Below are 18,014 nucleotides of genomic sequence, written 5' to 3' on the forward strand. Positions count from 1 at the left end.
ATGTGCAGTGAATTTGCTGTAGACGCCGACGCAATCCTCAACGAGACCGTCACGACGGGGCCGGGCGTCCCGGGCGTCGTCGCCATGGTGACGGATCGCAACGGCAATATCTACGAAGGCGCCGCGGGCAAGCGTCGGACCGACAAGCCGGAGGCGATGACGACGGATTCGAGCTTTGCGATCTTCTCGACCACCAAGGCGATCACCGGCACCGCCGCTCTTCAACTGATCGAAGAGGGCCGGCTTGACCTCGACGCTCCCGCGAAGAGATATGCGCCCGACATCGGCAAGCTGCAGGTGATCGACGGCTTCGACGCCAACGGCCAGCCGAAGCTTCGCGCGCCGAAGCGCGACGTGACGACAAGCATGCTGCTGCTGCACACCGGCGGCTTCGGCTACGACTTCTTCAACGAGAACTATCTGCGCCTGGCGACCGACCACGGACAGCCGAGCGTGATCACCTCGTCGAAGGCTGCGATCATGACGCCGCTTCTTTTCGATCCCGGTTCGAAATGGGAGTACGGCACGAACATCGATTGGGTCGGGCAGGTCGTGGAGGGCATCACCGGCAAACGGCTCGGCGAGGTCTTCGCCGAACGCATCTTCAAGCCGCTCGGCATGGCGAGCACGACCTTCGAGATCAACGACACGGTGCGCAGCAAGCTCGCCGGCGTGCACGCCCGCAACGCCGACGGCTCCCTCTCGCCGATGGACTTCGAACTGCCGTCAAATCCGGAGGTCCATATGGGGGGACATGGCCTCTACAGCACGGTCGGCGACTATATGCGCTTCATTCGGATGTGGTTGAACGACGGGAACGGCCCGCACGGCCGGGTGCTCAAGGCAGAGACGGTGAGGATGGCGGAAAAGAACCATCTCGGCGATCTCAAGGTCACGGCGTTGCCGGGGGTGATCAAGTCGCTCTCCAACGATGCCGAGTTCTTCCCGGGCCAGTCGAAATCCTGGTCGTTCACGTTCATGGTCAATGACGAGGAGGCCCCGACGGGCCGGCCGGCCGGAGCGCTCGGCTGGGCTGGCCTCGCAAACCTGTTCTACTGGATCGACCGGCAGAACGGCTTCGGCGGCTATTGGGCAACCCAGATCCTGCCGTTTGGCGATCCGGCTTCGTTCACCGGGTATATGCGCTTCGAGACGGCCTTCTATGACACCCTGCACCGCCGCAAGGCAGCGTAGGCGACCAGGCAGGTCAGGACATTTGTCGCGCCTTTCGGCTTCGCGGCTTTCGCAGTGCGGCCGGAGGCGCGCCAAAGTTGCGCCGCGATCCGATTGTCAGTTGCGCGTTGGCATGGAATGATCTCAAAATCGGCCGATAAAGCTCGGGGTCCCCCAACAACAAGAAGATCTTGGACCGCTCAGCGCGTCAAAGGAGGAAGCGTGTTGGGGCAGACGCCAGAGGAAGCCTTTGCGAATCCAGGTATTGAACGCGACGTCCTGACGAGCTGGGAGCACTTCCTGTCCGGGACCGGCGCCGGCGGCCGGGTCGTTCGGCCCGCAATCAACGATTCCTGGCTGCGGAGCCAGAAATCGGCCGTGGACTACCGACGCAGCCAAGCTCCGATGCCGATGAACGACGAACGGCTGCACTGCCTGCTCGACAAGCGCACCCGCCTGGTCCACGCCGGCGCCTCGACAATGGCCCTGGCGCGCGACTACATGCGCGAGACCGGCACGGTCATGGTCTTGACCGATGTCGACGGCATCGTGTTGCGCCTGGAAGGCGATACCAAGCTCGCGCTGCGTAATGCCGTGGAGAAGACACACCTGTTGCCCGGCAGCAATTGGAGCGAGACGACCTGCGGCACCAACGCGATCGGCACGGCGCTGGAAACCGGCCAGGCCATCCAGGTGCATGCCACCGAACATTTCTGCTCAGGGATCCAGCGCTGGACCTGCTCGGCCTCGGTCATCCGCGATCCCATCGATGGCGCCGTGATCGGAGCCATCGATATTTCCGGGCTGTCCGATTCCTACGGACGGCAGGCTCTCGCGTTGGCGATTTCGGCGGCTGCGCGCATCGAGGCCCAGTTGCTCCAGATGGAGCTGGACGCCCGCTATCGGCTTCTCGACCAATGCTTCTGGATGCTGCCTCCTTCGGATCGACATCACGCGGTGCTGTTCGACAGTGCCGGACGGCCCTTCAAGGCCAACGGCGAGATGGCGCAGATTTTGCGCGACCTTGGCGCGCCGCACAGCCAGTCGAGTTTTCCGCTCCTTGGGAGCAGCGACGATCGGCCCTGGAACAACTTGCGGCCGGCCTGGATCAAGGAGGAATGGCTGAGGCCGGTGGCGTATCAGGGCGAACATCTGGGAACGGTCATGGTGGCGCCGAAGCCAGCGGTTTCGAGCAGATCCGTTTCGCCGCCGGCGCAAGGTGATGCCAGGGCCTTTACCAACATCATCCATACTGACCCCAAGATGCACGCTGTCGTCGAAAAATGCCGTCGTGTCGGCACGACCGCAGCTCCTGTCCTGCTGCTTGGTGAGACCGGTGTCGGCAAGGAGGTTTTCGCTCAAGCCATTCATTCTGCGTCCCCGCGCCGGAGCGGCCCGTTGGTTGTCGTGAACTGTGGCTCCGTCTCGCGCGAGCTGCTGGCGAGCGAGCTGTTCGGCTATGTCGACGGCGCGTTCACCGGCGCGCGGCGCGGCGGCATGGCCGGAAAGATCGAGGCTGCGTCCCGCGGCACCCTGTTCCTCGACGAAATCGGCGAATTGCCGCCCGATCTCCAGCCCATGTTGTTGCGCGCTCTGGAGAATGGCGAGATCAGCAGGATCGGCGAGACTGCCGCGCGCAAGGTGGACTTCCGCCTCGTCGCCGCGACCAATCGCGATCTGCAAGCCGAGGTGGACGCGCAGCGCTTCCGCAAGGATCTGTACTACCGGCTGGCTGTCGTGCCCGTCATCATTCCGCCGCTGCGGGAGCGCCGCGACGACATTCCGCTGCTGGTCGATCAATTCGTCGCGCAGGCAAAATCGCGCTACGGTCTTGCAGGTCGCCGTTTTGCGCCGGAAGTGCTCGAGTGTCTGCGCCACTATGATTGGCCCGGCAACGTCCGCGAGCTGCGCAATCTGGTCGAGAACCTGCTGCTGACCAGCAGCGGCGACCCGATCGAGCCGTTGGATCTACCTGATACCATCCTGCGGACAGAACACTCGCGCGAGCCAGGTCTGTCCCTGGCCGAGTCCGCCGAACGTGACTTGATATCCCGCACGCTGCGGTCGTGTAACGGCAACGTCACGGCGACGGCGGCAGCGCTCGGTCTCGCCAAAAGCACCGTCTATGCGAAGCTGCATCGTTACAGCATCCGCGTTGACCCGAGCTCCGCAGGCTCGGTGCGTTGAGCTTCGCAACATGGAGCGGGGCAATGGCGAGATGCTGGTCACGCCTGGCGTCGTGATCTCGCTCGCCGGACCACGCGTTCGTGCTGCGAGCGCAAGCGCGAGCGCGAGCGCTTCGACGCCGTCGTTGCGCCGAAGAGCCGCTCGAACCGGGCTCAAACGTGCGCTGCTCGAAAGCGGCGGAGCCTTCGAAGAGTTAGCGAAGCCTGCAAGAGATCGGGAAGCGTCACGCCGCGGGATTGAATGACACCCGACGACCTTGCGTGACCCTATTGAAGAACTTCGCCCTTTGGGTTGCAATCGGCCAACCTGCGCGCTTCGATGATTTCCCTGCTCGCTATGGCTCCAATCCGCCCTTCATTGATCATCGTGTAATCGCTATCGCTCTTTATATCGATAGTGGTTTTGACCGGCGCGCCGCCTCCGCAGACCTTCTGGAACTCGTAATTGTCGTCTCTCTTACGAAGATCCCTGATCTTGCAAAGCGGCAGCGCGGTTTCCGCTTGAAGTGCTCTGGTCGGGTTGACGCAACGGGTGATTTGCCGGGCGTATAGCAATCCGCTGGTCAGCACCCGATCCGTCGCCTTGCCGTCGGTCTCAAGCGTCCGCTCGAATTTCCACAACCCTGCACGAACGGCCGGGCGATCATCGGCCGAGCTCGGGGACTTGGCTGCAAGCAGCGCGCAAACTGCACCCGTTGCCAGTACGGCGCAGCGAAGAATCAGGGCAGGCTTGTCTTCCTGGGAAACCACTCGGTGCATCACACTGCTCCCAAGAAAAGAATATGCACTCCATCATCGGCCAAGCGGGGGGCGTACCGGAGCCATCTTTGAGGCTGGCGGTCGTGATTCAAGGGCGGTCCGCCAATGACCGAAGCAGCACCAAGAGTGCTCATTGGTCAGGGCATAGCGGCACGATAAATCGTACTCGATGCCTCCACCGCCAACACTGGATCTAATGGGGTACTCCGTAGGTGCCCATGCGCTTGGAGCCAACCTGTTTTGGCTGCCGCTATATTCGTTGCTTGAGGCACCGACATTCGCGGCATTTCACTGGACCAGCGCTGGCCGCTACGGCTCGCGTCGCCGCCTGACCAACTCACGAACCCTGTGCTCAGATTTCAGCGCTGCCACAATCGTGCGCCAAAAGACTAGTCATCGTGCAATGGCAATAAAGCGATGGATGAAGGAAGCCGCCGACGAGGCGGCTTCTCCGCGCGCAGGGTGATCCAATAACCTGACGGCACCCAGACAAGCACGCGCAGAGGTCGACGCTGTCCGCTTCCGAGCAGAGCGGACGTGACATGCTTTTTCGGGCTGATCGAATTCAGGGATCCTCGCCCTAGAACTGATACCGTTTCAAACCGCCGTCCACCGGGATCACCGTGCCCGTGATGTACCGCGCTACCGGCGAGGCCAGAAACACTGCGAGCGCCGCGAGGTCTTCCGGCTCGCCCCAATAGCCAACCGGGATCTCCTCTTCGGCAAACCGCTCGCGATAATCCGGTGCATAGTTGCGGCGGATCTGCTCGCTCATGATGCGGCCGGGCGGGATGCAGTTGATGGTGATGCCGTCCTTGCCGATCTCGCGCGACAGGCCCTTGGCCCAGGCGTGCACGGCGGCCTTGGCCGCGAACGCGGCGTTCAGCCCTTCCGGCTCGGACTTGCCGGTGATGTTGATGATGCGGCCCCATTTACGCTCGACCATCTGCGGCAGAAGGGCATGCGCGATGCGGCGGTAGCTGGTGAAGTTCAGCGCGATCGCCTCGTCCCATTTGCTGTCGGGTGCGTCGACCGGCAGCGGGCGACTGCCGCCGGCGTTGTTGACGAGGATATCGACATGGCCGAGCTCCTTCACCGCGAAGGCCGCGATCCGCTCCGCCGCGTCCTTCGCCATCACGTCCTGCTCGAACGGGGTGATGAGCCCGCCACCGACCTCCTGCACCAGCTGGGCGAGCAGGTCCGCGCGCCGCGCCACTGCCACGATGCGCACGCCTTCTGCAGCCAATCCCTTGGCGATGGCGCGTCCGATGCCGATGCTTGCGCCGGTCACGACGGCGGTTTTCGACTTGAGCCCGAGATCCATGGTCAATGCTCTCTTGGTTGCTTCTTGCTTGTTGTCGTTCGTTTCCAGCCCTGTCCCGACGTGCGATTTGCCCGATCGGGACGAGCAGTGGTAACGAAGAGCGACAGTGAAGGAAACACGAAAAAGAAAAGGCTCGTGAAGCGATGGTCTGGGATCCGCAGCAATATCTGAAGTTCTCCGGTCACCGCTTGCGGCCCGCGATCGACCTGTTGATGCGGATTCCGGATTTTGCCGTGCGCGAGATCGCCGACCTCGGCGCCGGGGCCGGCAATGTGACCAAGCTGATCAAGGAGCGCTGGCCGGGCGCAACCGTCACCGGCGTCGAGGGCTCGGCCGAGATGGTTACCGCCGGCCGCAAGGCGGCCCCGGATGTGCTTTGGTCCCATGAGGATCTCGGACACTGGCATCCGAGCAGGCAGTACGACCTGATCTATTCCAATGCCGCACTGCACTGGCTGCCCAATCATGCGGCACTCTTTCCATCGGTGATGGAGAAGGTCACGCCGGGCGGCATGCTTGCGGTGCAGATGCCGCGCAACTTTACTGCGCCCTCGCATGTGCTGATCGGCGAGACCGCTCTGAATGGTCCCTGGCGGTCCAAGGTCGAGCATCTCGTGACCCCGCCGCCGGTCGAAGGGCCGGCCTTCTATCACGATCTTCTCGCTCCGCTGTCGGCTAATATCGACATCTGGGAGACCGAGTATCTCCAGGTGCTCGAAGGCGACAATCCCGTGAAGGAGTGGACCAAGGGGACCTGGCTGACGCGTTACCTCGACGTGTTGCAGGGCGAAGAGAAGGCCGCCTTCGAGGCGGCCTATGGCGAGCGTGTAGCGAAGGCCTATCCGAAGAATGCGGCGGGGCAGACGCTGTTTCCGTTCCGGCGCCTCTTCATGGTGGCCCAGCGCAAGGGTTAATTGCGCTGCCGCGATGCGACATAAGCGCTCGCTCCACGGGGCTGGAGCAGGCGCTGCGTTGCGTATACAACTTCCGTCAAGATGGCATCGCTGCGGCAAATTGGGCTTAGGTCTAGTTGTTCGGGTGGCGGATTGCTGCCACTACTGAAGCCGGAAAACAAAAAAAGAACCGGTTTTGAGGTTGTTGGGAGGAACTATGCGCAAACTGCTTCTCGCGGTCGCGGCGGCCGCGCTCGCCTTGGCTCCTGCCGCCGTCCTGGCGCAGAGCCCCATCGTCATCAAGTTCAGTCACGTCGTTGCCAATGACACCCCGAAGGGGAAGGGCGCTCTGAAGTTCAAGGAGCTCGCCGAGAAGTACACCGACGGCAAGGTCAAGATCGAGGTCTATCCGAACTCCTCGCTCTACAAGGACAAGGAGGAGATCGAGGCGCTGCAGCTCGGCTCGGTGCAGATGCTTGCGCCCTCGACCGCGAAATTCGCGCCCCTCGGCGTCAAGGAATTCGAGGCGCTCGACCTGCCCTGGCTGTTCAAGGACGACGAGACCTACGCCAGTGCAATGAAGGGCACGGTCGGCAAGTGGCTGTTTCAGAAGCTCGAGGCCAAGGGCATCACGGGCCTCGCTTACTGGGACAACGGCTTCCACATGGTCTCCTCGAATCGTCCGCTGACGAAGCCTTCCGATTTCCAGGGCCTGAAGTTCCGCATCTCCGGCTCGAAGATCGCCGACCAGTATTTCCGCCTGATGGGTTCGATCCCGCAGATCATGGCGTTCTCCGAAGTCTACCAGGCCTTGCAGACCGGCGTGGTCGACGGCTGTGAGAACACCGCCTCCAATTATCTGACGCAAAAGTTCTACGAGGTGCAGAAGGACATCACCGTGTCCTACCATGCGCACCTGCAATATGCGGTCATCGTCAACTCGAAATTCTGGGCCGGCCTGCCGCCGGACATTCGCGCCCAGCTCGACAAGGCGATGGCGGAGGCGACCGACTACACCAACTCGATCGCGCGCAAGGAGAACGAGGACGCGCTGGCCGAGATCAAGAAGTCGGGCAAGACCACGCTGCATTATCTGACTGACGCCGACCGCAAGGCGTGGCAGGACGCGATGCAGCCGACTTACAAGTGGGCCAAGGGCCGGGTCGGGCAGGAGGTGCTCGATCTCGTCGCCAAGGAACTCGACGTCAAGATGAACTGACGCGGCCTGGCGTAGAACAACAAGAACGGTCGGGAGTGAGCGCACTCCCGGCCGTTTCGCTCTGACAGGGGGACTTCATTTGCTTCGCGTGCTAAATCGTGCGCTCGATCACCTCGAGGAGTGGTTGATCGCGACGCTCATTGCGGCTGCAACGGGCCTGATCTTCGTTGCGGTGGTGCACCGCTACGGCGCCGGCGAGTCGATCGCGCTTTCGAGATGGGCCACTGCGCACGGGCTGACCTGGCTCGCGGCGTTGTCGAAAGCCGTGTTCACCTTCCTGTCCGAGCTCGACCTGTCCTGGGCGCAGGAACTCTGCATCTACATGTTCATCTGGATGGCGAAGTTCGGCGCGGCCTATGGCGTGCGCACCGGCATCCATGTCGGCGTCGATCTGCTCGTCAACCGTCTCCCCGAATATTCCCGCAAGCAGGTGATCCTGTTCGCACTGCTCTGCGGCGCGATCTTCACCGGCATGATCGCCGCCTTCGGCGTCTCCTTCGTCGGCGAGATGTTCCACACCGGACAGCAGTCGAACGACCTGGAAGCACCGATGTGGATCGTCTATCTCGCGATCCCGCTCGGCTCCGGCCTGATGTGCTACCGCTTCCTCCAGGTCGCCTGGTCCTACTTCCGGACCGGCGAGCTGCCGCATCACGACGAGACCCATGTCGAGGGCGTGGAGGCCGACGGCTCGCCCGCGCTGCATCCGCAGCCCGCCGGCGCCGCGACAAGGGCTGCGGCACGAAAGGTCTCGCCGCTCGGCGTGATCCTGATTCTCGCGCCTATCCTGATCTTCATGCTCTGCCTCGCCGAAAAGTCCGGCGTGATCGCGCTGCCGCACTGGATGCGCGCCGCGACCGTCTTCGCGCTGCTGATCGCCCTGATGCTGACCGGCATCCCTGTCTCGATCGCGCTCGGCCTCACCGTGATGACGTTCCTGTTCACGCTGACGACGGTGCCGATCGAGGCGGTCTCGATGAAGCTCTTCACGGGCATCGAGAGCTTCGAGATCATGGCGATCCCGTTCTTCATCCTGGCGGGCAATTTCCTGACCCATGGCGGCGTCGCGCGGCGCATGATCAACTTCGCGACCTCGCTGATCGGCCACTGGCATGGCGGCCTCGGCCTCGCCGGCATCGTCGCCTGCGCCATGTTCGCGCTGGTTTGCGGCTCGAGCGTTGCGACGGTTGCCGCGATCGGCGCGATCGTGCTGCCGGAAATGGTCCGGCACGGCTACCCCATGCGCTTCGGCGCCGGCATCATCACCGTCGCCGGCTCGCTCGGCATCCTGATGCTGCCCTCGATCCCGAAGATCGTGTACGCGGTCTCCACCAACACCTCGATCGGCGCGCTGTTCGTCGCGGGCCTTCTGCCCGGCATGCTGCTCACCACGATGCTGTGCATCGTGACTTGGTGGCTGGCGCGCAAGCGCGACTATCCGCGCTTGCCCAAGGCAAGCTGGGGCGAGACGGCGCGCACCTTCCGCGAGAGCATCTGGGGATTGATGCTGGTCGTCATCATCATCGGCGGCATCTATAGCGGCCTGTTCACCGCGACCGAGGCCGCGGCGATGGCCGCGGTCTACTCATTCTTCATCTCGGTGTTCGTCTACAAGGCGATCGGGATGAAGGACGTGCCGCGGGTGCTGCTGCGCGCCGCCAACACCAGCGCGATGCTGCTCTACATCGTCACCAACGCGGTGCTGTTCTCCTTCGTACTCTCCAACGAGAACCTGCCGGCGACGCTCGCCGACTGGATCACGGCGCAGAACCTCGGCTGGGTCGGCTTCCTGGCGCTGGTCAACGTGCTGCTGCTGCTCGCCGGGAACTTCATGGAGCCCAACTCGATCATCCTGATCATGGCGCCGATCCTGGCTCCGGCGGCGAAGAAGCTCGGCATCGACCTCGTGCATTTCGGCATCGTCATCGACGTCAACATGGAGGTCGGCCTCTGCCATCCCCCTGTCGGGTTGAACCTCTACGTCGCATCGATGATCGCGCGAATGCGGATCACCGATCTGGCGGGGGCCGTGATGCCATGGCTGATCACCATGCTCGGCTTCCTCATCGTCGTGACCTACTGGCCCGAGCTGACACTGTGGCTGCCGCGCGTGCTCGGCATGATGTAGGGCGCGGAGTCGCGTAGACTCTGCACCTTCTCCCCCTGTGGGAGAGGGTGGCTTCGCGGAACGCGAAGCCGGGTGAGGGGGCTCTCTCCGCGGATGCCCCTCGCGCAGTAGAGTTTGCGGATAGAGACCCCTCATCCGGCGCGCTCAGGAGCGCAATTGCGCTCCAAAGCGCGCCACCTTCTCCCACAGGGGGAGAAGGGAAGAGGGCATCGTTACCGACCGGTCCCGCCACGGCGCCCACAATGGCAATCGGCTGTGTGATGCGCTTAGATGGCTCCCAACCATATCAGGGAAGGAGCCGGCCCGATGACAGAGATCTCCAGCAGCGAGCCGAAAGGCGCCACGCCGTCCGTCATCGCGCAGCATCAGGCGATGCTGAACGCACTGCCGTTTTCCGACACGCGGGATTTCGACGATGCCGCGCGGGGCTTCCTCGGCACGATCGAGAACGCGACAATCACCAATCCGCAGGGGCGGACGGTCTGGAGCCTCGAGCCCTATGGCTTCCTCTCCGCCGAACAGGCGCCGCCGACCGTCAATCCGAGCCTGTGGCGGCAATCGCGCCTCAACATGCAGCACGGCCTGTTCGAGGTCGTGCCCGGCGTCTACCAGGTGCGCGGGCTCGACATCGCCAACATGACGCTGATCGAAGGCGACAGCGGCGTCATCGTGGTCGACACGCTGACCTCGATCGAGGGCGCGCGGGCCGCGCTGGAACTCTACTTCAGGCATCGCGGCACGCGGCGGGTTGCGGCCGTGATCTTCACCCATACCCATACCGATCACTGGGGCGGCGCGCGCGGCGTGCTGGAGGACGATGCGCTCGCCACGGGGCGCGTGCCGATCATCGCGCCGAACCTGTTCATGGAGCACGCCGTCTCCGAGAACATCATCGCGGGTCCCGCGATGCTGCGCCGGGCGCAGTACCAGTTCGGCCCGCTCCTCGCCAAGGGGGCGCGAGGGCAGGTCGATTGCGGTCTCGGCAAGTCGATCGCGGCGGGCGCGGTCGCGCTACTCCGCCCGACCGATTTGATCATGGCGACCGGCGACACGCGCGTCATCGACGGCGTCGAGTTCGAATTCCAGATGGCGCCGAACAGCGAAGCGCCGGCCGAGATGCATTTCTTCATCCCGCGCTACAAGGTTCTGAACCTCGCCGAGAACTGTACCCACAATTTCCACAATCTCCTGCCGTTCCGTGGCGCCGATGTGCGCGACGCGCTGGCGTGGTCAAAGTATCTGAACGAAGCGCTGCGACTGTGGGGCGGCAAGGCGGAGGCGATGTGCGGCCAGCATCACTGGCCGGTGTGGGGGCGCGAGCGCATCGACACCATGATCCGCGAGCAGCGCGATCTCTACAAATTCGCGCACGACCAGACCATCCGCCTGATGAACCACGGCCTGACGGCGGCCGAGATCGCCGAGACGATCCAGCTTCCGAAGAGCCTGGAAGGAGCCTGGCACGGCCGCGGCTATTACGGCCACATCCGCCACAACGTGAAGGCGATCTATCAAAAATATCTCGGCTGGTACGACGCCAACCCGGTCAATCTCGATCCGCTGCCGCCGGTGGAGCAGGGCAGGAAATACGTCGAATACATGGGCGGCGCCGATGCAATCCTCGTGCGGGCGCGCAAGGATTTTGACAAGGGCGAGTTCCGCTTCGTGGCGCAGGCGCTCGGCCATCTCGTCTTCGCAGAGCCGGACAATGCGGCGGCGCGTGCGCTGCTGGCTGATACGCTCGAGCAGCTTGGCTACGCCGCCGAGAGTTCGACCTGGCGCAATGCCTATCTGTTCGGCGCCCAGGAATTGCGTCAGGGCATGCCGAAGGTGCCGCCCCGTCCGCCGATGCCGCGCGAGACGCTCGCAGCGCTCCGCACCGAGCAGCTCTGGGACGTGCTCGGCATCCGTCTCAACGGCCCGAAGGCGGAAGGCAAGCGCATCGTGTTGAACTGGAGCTTCTCCGACACCGGCGAGACCTTCGTGCTCAATCTGGAAAACTCAGCGCTCACCTATACGGAAGGCGTGCAGGCCGAAGACGCGGATGCCAGCTTCACGCTGGCACGGTCGACCCTCGACGAAGTCATCGCCAAGCTGACCAGCTTTCCGGAGGCGGTGGCCGCCGGCAAGGTCAAGCTCGCCGGCAACCCGATGCGGCTCGCCGAACTGATGGGATTGATGGATGAATTCCCGCGCATGTTCGAGATCGTCGAGCCGAAGCGGGCGGTGGTGACGTAGGTACGGTCGTCGCCATGCTCTCGCCGTCATCGCCCGGCTTGACCGGGCGATCCAGTATTCCAGAGGCAGTAACGCATACGGACGGGCTGCGGCGTACTCGATGCCCCGCCTTCGCGGGGCATGACGACGCGCGACAGATCGGCCCCGCTACTCCGCGCTGCTCACCAGCTTGATCCGCGGCGCCTGTGTCTCAGTCAGGCTGCGATACGCCGCAAGATAGTCCAGTGCCATCCGCCGCGCGGTGAAGCGCGTTTCGAACCGCTTGCGGATTGCCGCGCGGTCGAGCTGCGGAAGACGTTTGACGACGCCGGCCGCGCTGATGACGTCCTCGACGACAAAGCCGGTCAGGCCTTCGTCGACGATCTCCGGCACCGAGCCGCGATTGAAGGCGACGATCGGCGTTCCGCAGGCCATGGCTTCGATCATCACGAGGCCGAACGGCTCCGGCCAGTCGATCGGCAGCAGCAGCCCGAGCGCGCCGCTCAGAAACTCGGACTTTTCGTGATCGCTGATCTCGCCGATGAACTCCACCAGCGGATTGTTTTCGATCATCGGGCGGATCAGCTCGTCATAATAGTCCTGATCGGCGCGATCGACCTTGGCGGCGATCTTCAGCGGGATGCCGCAATGGGTCGCGATCTTGATGGCGCGATCGACGCCCTTTTCCGGCGCGATGCGGCCGAGCACGGCGAGATATTCCTGCTTCGCCGGCGTCGGCGTCAGCAGGTTCTCGGGCAGGCCATGGTGAATCGTCGTTACCCAGTTCGCCTGCGGCACCGGACGCCGCTGTGCGTTGGAGATCGAGATGACGGGCACCTTGGAGAAGGTGTTGAAGACCGGCTGATGCTCGGGGAGATCGAGCCGGCCGTGCAGCGTGGTCACGAAGGGCGTCGGTTGGCGATAGAACAGCGACCACGGATAGTAATCGAGATGGAAGTGGAGGAAGTCGAACTCCTCGTCGTCACATTTCTGCCGCACGCGCTCAAGCATCACCATATGAAGAGCATTGGGATCGCGCACGGAACCGTCGAGGCGAAGCGCCCTTGGCCAGAGCGCATCGAGCTTGCCCGACGTCTGCGAGTCGCCGCTGGCGAACAGCGTCACGTCGTGCCCGAGGGCCACCAACTCCTCCGTCAACCAATGCACCACCCGCTCGGTGCCGCCATACAGCTTGGGTGGAACAGCCTCCGTCAACGGAGCTACCTGCGCGATGCGCATCTCACCATCTCCTTTATGCGATCATGGACGTAGAAAGCCCCCAGCATTTTCGGCACCGGCAATGCCAGCCAAGGGAACGTTCCCGCAGTTGCGAAGTTCCCCTCAACAAACGTTACATATTGGACACGTCGCGCGTTCGTCTTGGTTGTCTCGATGCTGCCACGACCTCTTCTCAGATCGTCCTCATCCGCATGTCGTGATGGCCATGCGAGGGAACTGAGGCCGCCCGGCCGAAGTTCAGTCGACCAGTAGAAAAATCGAAAACACGACGGGGTTGCAGTCACATGGATCACCTTTCTGGATACGCGCGCAGGCCGTTTGCCTTTGTCTTGCGCTATCTTCGCCGCCGGCTTGCGTCGCATCTGGTGATCCTGACCGCTGTCGTTGCCGCCGTTGCCTGCTCTGTAGGCACGCAATATGGCGTCAAATCGTTGGTCGACAGCTTGTCTGCGGGCCCGTCGCACGGCGGTGGTGTATGGCTGGCATTCATTTTACTCATGTCGCTGATCGCGGCGGACAACTTTCTCTGGCGGATCGCGAGCTGGACAGCCAGCTTTACCTTTGTCCGCGTCACTGGGGATCTGCGACGTGACATCTTTCGTCACCTGACCGGACATGCGCCGAGCTACTTCTCCGATCGCATGCCGGGCATGCTCACAAGTCGCATCACGGCAACATCGAACGCCGTGTTCACCGTCGAGAACATGTTCGTCTGGAACGTGTTGCCGCCCTGCATCGCCACGGTTGCGGCAATCCTGCTGATTGGAACCGTGAGCCCTTATATGGCCGCGGGACTGATCGTGATCGCCGGCGGAATGGTGATCGCGATGTTCCGCCTGGCGGCGGCCGGCAAGCCCTTGCACGACGATTTCGCCGACAAGGCTGCCGTCGTCGACGGCGAGATGATCGATGTCATCAGCAACATGCCGTTGGTGCGGGCCTTCTGCGGCATCAGTCACGAGCACGAGCGCTTCGATGCCACCGTCAATCGGGAACTCACCGCGCGCGGCCGCAGCCTGCGCTATCTGGAGAAGCTCCGGCTCACTCACGCCGGCGTGACCGTCGTACTGACGGTGGCGCTGATGGCCTGGGCAATCACGCTCTGGCAGAAGGGCGAGGCGACCACCGGCGATGTCGTGCTGGTCTGCACGCTGGGCCTGTCCATCCTGAATGCGACACGTGATCTCGCGGTGGCGCTGGTCGACGTCACCCAGCACGTCGCGCGGCTGACCGAGGCGATCGCGACGCTTTTGATCCCGCATGAATTGCGTGATCATCCCGAGGCCGAGCCGCTGGTCAAGAGCGGCGCCGCGATTGCATTCAACAACGTCACCTTCGGCTATCCCGGCGGCGAGAAGATATTTGAGCGGTTCAGCCTGCGCCTGCAGCCTGGGCAGCGCGTCGGTCTCGTCGGCCAGTCCGGGGGCGGCAAGTCGACCCTGTTCACGCTGCTTCAGCGCTTCTATGATGTCGACGAGGGCAACGTGGCCGTCGACGGCCAGGATATCTCCATGGTGACGCAACTGAGCCTGCGCGAAGCGATCTCCGTGGTGCCGCAGGACATCTCGCTGTTCCACCGGTCCATACGCGAGAACATCCGCTATGGCCGGCCCAGTGCAACCGATGACGAGGTGCTGCGCGCGGCGATCGCGGCGCGCTGCGATTTCGTCGAGAGCCTGCCGGAAGGGCTCGACACCATGGTCGGCGACCGCGGGGTCAAGATGTCCGGCGGCCAGCGGCAGCGCATCGCGATAGCGCGCGCTTTCCTCAAGGACGCGCCGATCCTGCTGCTGGACGAAGCGACCGCGGCGCTCGACAGTGAATCGGAAGAGGCGATCCGCGAGGCGCTGACGCGCCTGATGCGCGGCCGCACCGTAATTGCGATCGCACATCGCCTCGCGACACTGCGCAACTTCGATCGCGTCGTCGTGCTGAAGTCCGGCAAGATCATCGAGGACGGCGCGCCCGACCGCCTGATGCAGGGTCACGGGCCCTACCGTGAGCTGGTGACGCAGGAGATGAGCCGGCTCGGGAAAATCGCCGCGTAAATCGAGAGCCGCGTTCGAGCCGGTTGCGTTTCGAAAATAAGGCAGGGAAGCAGTTTATGGCAGCCGAAGCCGTAACCCATATCGTCTCCGTGTCACGGACTGTGGAGGCCGTCGCCGAGCAGGCATTCTACATTCCGATGACGGGGCCTGCGGCGCGGCCGCGGCGCTCGCTCAAGCACGACGACACCTTCATCGTGCTCGACAGTCACGGTGACATCGGGGCCTCCGCCGGCGGCCCCGATGGTCTGTTTCATTGCGACACGCGGTATCTTGCCCGGCTCGAGCTCGTGCTCGACGATCTTCAGCCGCTGCTGCTGGGCTCGAACCTGCGCGACGACAATTCCGGGCTGACGGTCGATCTCACCAATCCCGACATCTATCGGCAGGGACACCTTGTGCTGCAAAAAGACCTGCTGCACATCGTGCGCACGATCTTCCTGTGGCGCGGCGCAGCCTATCAGCGCGTCGGTGTGCAGAACCACGGCGAGCAGCGCGCCAGCTTCGAGCTGACGCTTCTGTTCGACAATGATTTCGCCGACCTGTTCGAGGTCCGCGGCGAGCGGCGCGCGCGCCGCGGGACCGGCTCCAGCCGGCTGCTCGGGCCCACCGACGTTCTGTTCGAATATCGCGGCCTCGATGACGCCGAGCGCACCACCGGCCTTCATTTCGATCCGCGTCCGACACGGCTGTCGGTGAATGCCGCCACCTGGCAGCTCGAGCTGGATCCACATGAGGCAAAATCGCTGTTCGTTGCCGTGTCCTGCAACCGGCCGAGAGCGCAGAAGCCGGCGCGCTTCTTCAGGGGCCTGCTTGCCCATCGCCGCGAGATGCGCCAATCGACGGTGGGCGCGGCCAGCATCGAGACCTCCAACAACATCTTCAACGAGGTGCTGTGCCAGGCCATGGCCGACCTCAACATGCTGATGACGGAGACGCCGCAGGGGCGGTATCCCTATGCCGGCATTCCCTGGTACTCGACGACCTTCGGCCGTGACGGTCTGATCACCGCGCTTCAGATGCTGTGGGTCGATCCGCGCGTCGCGAAGGGCGTGCTGCGACGGCTTGCACATTTCCAGGCGAAGTCGGTCGACCCATTGGCCGACGCTGCACCTGGAAAGATCCTGCACGAGATGCGCGGCGGCGAGATGGCCGCGCTACGCGAGGTGCCGTTCGCGCAATATTACGGCAGCGTGGACTCGACCGCGTTGTTCGTCCTGCTGGCCGGGCGCTATTTCGAGCGCACCGGCGATGAGGAGACATTGATCGAGCTATGGCCCGCGATCGAGGCGGCGCTGGCCTGGATCGATGGTCCCGGCGATCCCGATCAGGACGGTTTTGTCGAATACCAGCGCGCCACCGAAAAGGGACTAGCCAACCAGGGCTGGAAGGATTCCTACGACGCGATCTTCCATGCCGACGGCCAGCTCGCGGAAGGCAATATCGCCTTGGCCGAGGTGCAGGGCTACGTCTTCGCCGCAAAGCAGCTCGCCGCGCGCTGCGCGCTGCGGCTCGGCAAGCCGGAGCGCGTTAGGCAGCTCGAGAAGGAAGCCAATGCGCTGGCCGAGCGGTTCGAGAGCGCGTTCTGGTGCGAGGAGCTCGGCACCTATGCGCTCGCGCTCGACGGCAAGAAGCGTCCGTGCAAGGTGCGGACCTCCAATGCCGGGCAGCTCCTGTTCAGCGGCATGATCCGTGAGGACCGCGCCCGGCGGGTCGCCGCTGACCTGATGCAGCCGCATTTCTTCTCCGGCTGGGGCATCCGCACGGTCGCGCGCGGCGAGGTGCGCTACAATCCGATGTCCTATCATGACGGCTCGATCTGGCCGCATGACAATGCGCTGATCGCGCTCGGGCTCGCGCAGTACGGGCTCAAGCATTCGGTGGCGCATGTCTTCAAGGGATTGTTCGAGGCCGCGACCTATATGGACCTGCGCCGGCTGCCGGAGCTGTTCTGCGGCTTCCGGCGCGAGAAGCGGCGCGGCCCGACGCTGTATCCGGTCGCCTGCGCGCCGCAGGCCTGGGCGAGTGCGACGCCGTTCACGCTGCTTGAGGCGGCGCTTGGCATCGAATTCGACGTCGCCCGCCGTGAGATCCGGCTGCTCAATCCGCATCTGCCGGCATTTTTGAACGAAGTGATCCTGCACGATCTGCGGCTCGGCGATTCCAGCGTCGACTTGCGCGTCAGCCGCCATGGCGACGACGTTGCGCTGGAGGTGCTGCGCACGCGCGGGCAGATTCAGGTGTCGATCGTGCTGGCGCGCTGAGGGCGCGCCGCAAGGAGGTTGTTATGCGTGCCGTCGGACGATTGATCCTGTGTGTGACGATCGTTGTGGGCTCGGCGGTGGCCACTTCGCGTGCCGCGGAGCAGGAGCCTGCTGCGGTCCAGACTGAGCCGATGACGCCGCCAGCGGCGCCGCCGGCCTCGGCGGTCCCCGTTACGCCGAAGGACGCCGCGCCGCCGCCGTCGGTGACGATCATCGGCGCGAGCGACGCCCATGGCGTGCTCGGCCGCGACGTCCGCAGCGCGGCGGACGAGGACATGGGCCGTATCGTCGACGTCGTGGTCGATCGCGACGGCCATGTCCGCGCCGCCGTGATCGATTTCGGCGGCTTCCTCGGCGTCGGCAGCCGCAAGATCGTGGTGGACTGGAACGCGCTGCGTTTCGGCAAGATCGTCAACAAGAAGGGCAGCATCACGCTGGAGCTGACCAAGGCGCAGGTCGCAGCCGCGCCGGAATACAAGGAGGACACGCCGATCGTCGTGCTCGGCGCGTCCGGCAGCCTGCAACCGCTGCAAACCATTCCGTGAGGTGCGGGGAGGGCTGACCACT

The 18,014-nt window shown here is 63.9% G+C and carries 12 protein-coding genes and 1 pseudogene; 10 read left to right on the forward strand and 3 right to left on the reverse strand.

Going from position 1 to position 18,014, the window contains the following annotated elements:
* Together K289_RS0103370 and K289_RS0103375 are read left to right on the forward strand one after the other, a co-directional pair.
* A complete protein-coding gene (locus K289_RS0103370; RefSeq protein WP_027550178.1) occupies positions 1-1,194 on the forward strand; it encodes a serine hydrolase in 1,194 nt (397 codons plus the stop codon).
* Positions 1,195-1,395: 201 nt separating this feature from the next.
* The gene (locus tag K289_RS0103375) at positions 1,396-3,360 is read left to right on the forward strand and encodes a sigma-54-dependent Fis family transcriptional regulator (protein ID WP_027550179.1); all 1,965 of its coding nucleotides are present in this window, start codon (positions 1,396-1,398) and stop codon (positions 3,358-3,360) included.
* 266 nt (positions 3,361-3,626) lie between these two features.
* On the opposite strand, the gene K289_RS0103380 is transcribed toward K289_RS0103375, so the two are convergent.
* A complete protein-coding gene (locus tag K289_RS0103380) occupies positions 3,627-4,118 on the reverse strand; it encodes a DUF3617 family protein (RefSeq protein WP_027550180.1) in 492 nt (163 codons plus the stop codon).
* Positions 4,119-4,698: 580 nt separating this feature from the next.
* Positions 4,699-5,442, reverse strand: a complete 744-nt coding sequence (locus K289_RS0103385) for an SDR family NAD(P)-dependent oxidoreductase (RefSeq protein ID WP_027550181.1) — start codon at positions 5,440-5,442, stop codon at positions 4,699-4,701.
* Positions 5,443-5,585: 143 nt separating this feature from the next.
* Between K289_RS0103385 and K289_RS0103390 the strand changes: the two genes are divergently transcribed.
* The 5 genes and pseudogenes from K289_RS0103390 (at position 5,586) to K289_RS0103405 (ending at position 11,920) form a co-directional block, all read left to right on the forward strand.
* Entirely contained in the window at positions 5,586-6,356 is a 771-nt protein-coding gene (locus tag K289_RS0103390) for a methyltransferase domain-containing protein (protein ID WP_027550182.1), read from the forward strand.
* A gap of 196 nt (positions 6,357-6,552) precedes the next feature.
* A complete protein-coding gene (locus K289_RS0103395; RefSeq protein WP_027550183.1) occupies positions 6,553-7,554 on the forward strand; it encodes a DctP family TRAP transporter solute-binding subunit in 1,002 nt (333 codons plus the stop codon).
* A gap of 265 nt (positions 7,555-7,819) precedes the next feature.
* Positions 7,820-8,176: pseudogene (locus tag K289_RS53015) on the forward strand (TRAP transporter small permease); the annotation flags it as partial.
* Positions 8,177-8,398: 222 nt separating this feature from the next.
* Positions 8,399-9,682, forward strand: coding sequence for a TRAP transporter large permease subunit (locus tag K289_RS53020; protein ID WP_027550184.1), 1,284 nt, complete (start codon positions 8,399-8,401; stop codon positions 9,680-9,682).
* Between the two features lie 306 nt (positions 9,683-9,988).
* The gene (locus K289_RS0103405) at positions 9,989-11,920 is read left to right on the forward strand and encodes an alkyl/aryl-sulfatase (RefSeq protein WP_027550185.1); all 1,932 of its coding nucleotides are present in this window, start codon (positions 9,989-9,991) and stop codon (positions 11,918-11,920) included.
* A gap of 147 nt (positions 11,921-12,067) precedes the next feature.
* On the opposite strand, the gene K289_RS0103410 is transcribed toward K289_RS0103405, so the two are convergent.
* On the reverse strand, positions 12,068-13,138 hold the full coding sequence (locus tag K289_RS0103410) for a glycosyltransferase family 4 protein (protein ID WP_027550186.1): 1,071 nt from the start codon (positions 13,136-13,138) through the stop codon (positions 12,068-12,070).
* Between the two features lie 284 nt (positions 13,139-13,422).
* On the opposite strand from K289_RS0103410, the gene K289_RS0103415 reads away from it, so the two are divergent.
* From K289_RS0103415 to K289_RS0103425, 3 genes are read left to right on the forward strand one after another with little or no spacing between them, the layout of a single operon-like run.
* On the forward strand, positions 13,423-15,186 hold the full coding sequence (locus K289_RS0103415; protein ID WP_027550187.1) for an ABC transporter ATP-binding protein: 1,764 nt from the start codon (positions 13,423-13,425) through the stop codon (positions 15,184-15,186).
* Between the two features lie 56 nt (positions 15,187-15,242).
* Positions 15,243-17,447, forward strand: coding sequence for an amylo-alpha-1,6-glucosidase (locus tag K289_RS0103420; protein WP_027550188.1), 2,205 nt, complete (start codon positions 15,243-15,245; stop codon positions 17,445-17,447).
* 23 nt (positions 17,448-17,470) lie between these two features.
* Positions 17,471-17,992 (forward strand): PRC-barrel domain-containing protein, encoded by a 522-nt coding sequence (locus K289_RS0103425; RefSeq protein ID WP_027550189.1) that lies wholly within the window; start codon positions 17,471-17,473, stop codon positions 17,990-17,992.
* Positions 17,993-18,014: the final 22 nt, after the last annotated feature.

This window comes from Bradyrhizobium sp. Cp5.3, assembly GCF_000426265.1.
Lineage (GTDB): Bacteria > Pseudomonadota > Alphaproteobacteria > Rhizobiales > Xanthobacteraceae > Bradyrhizobium > Bradyrhizobium neotropicale.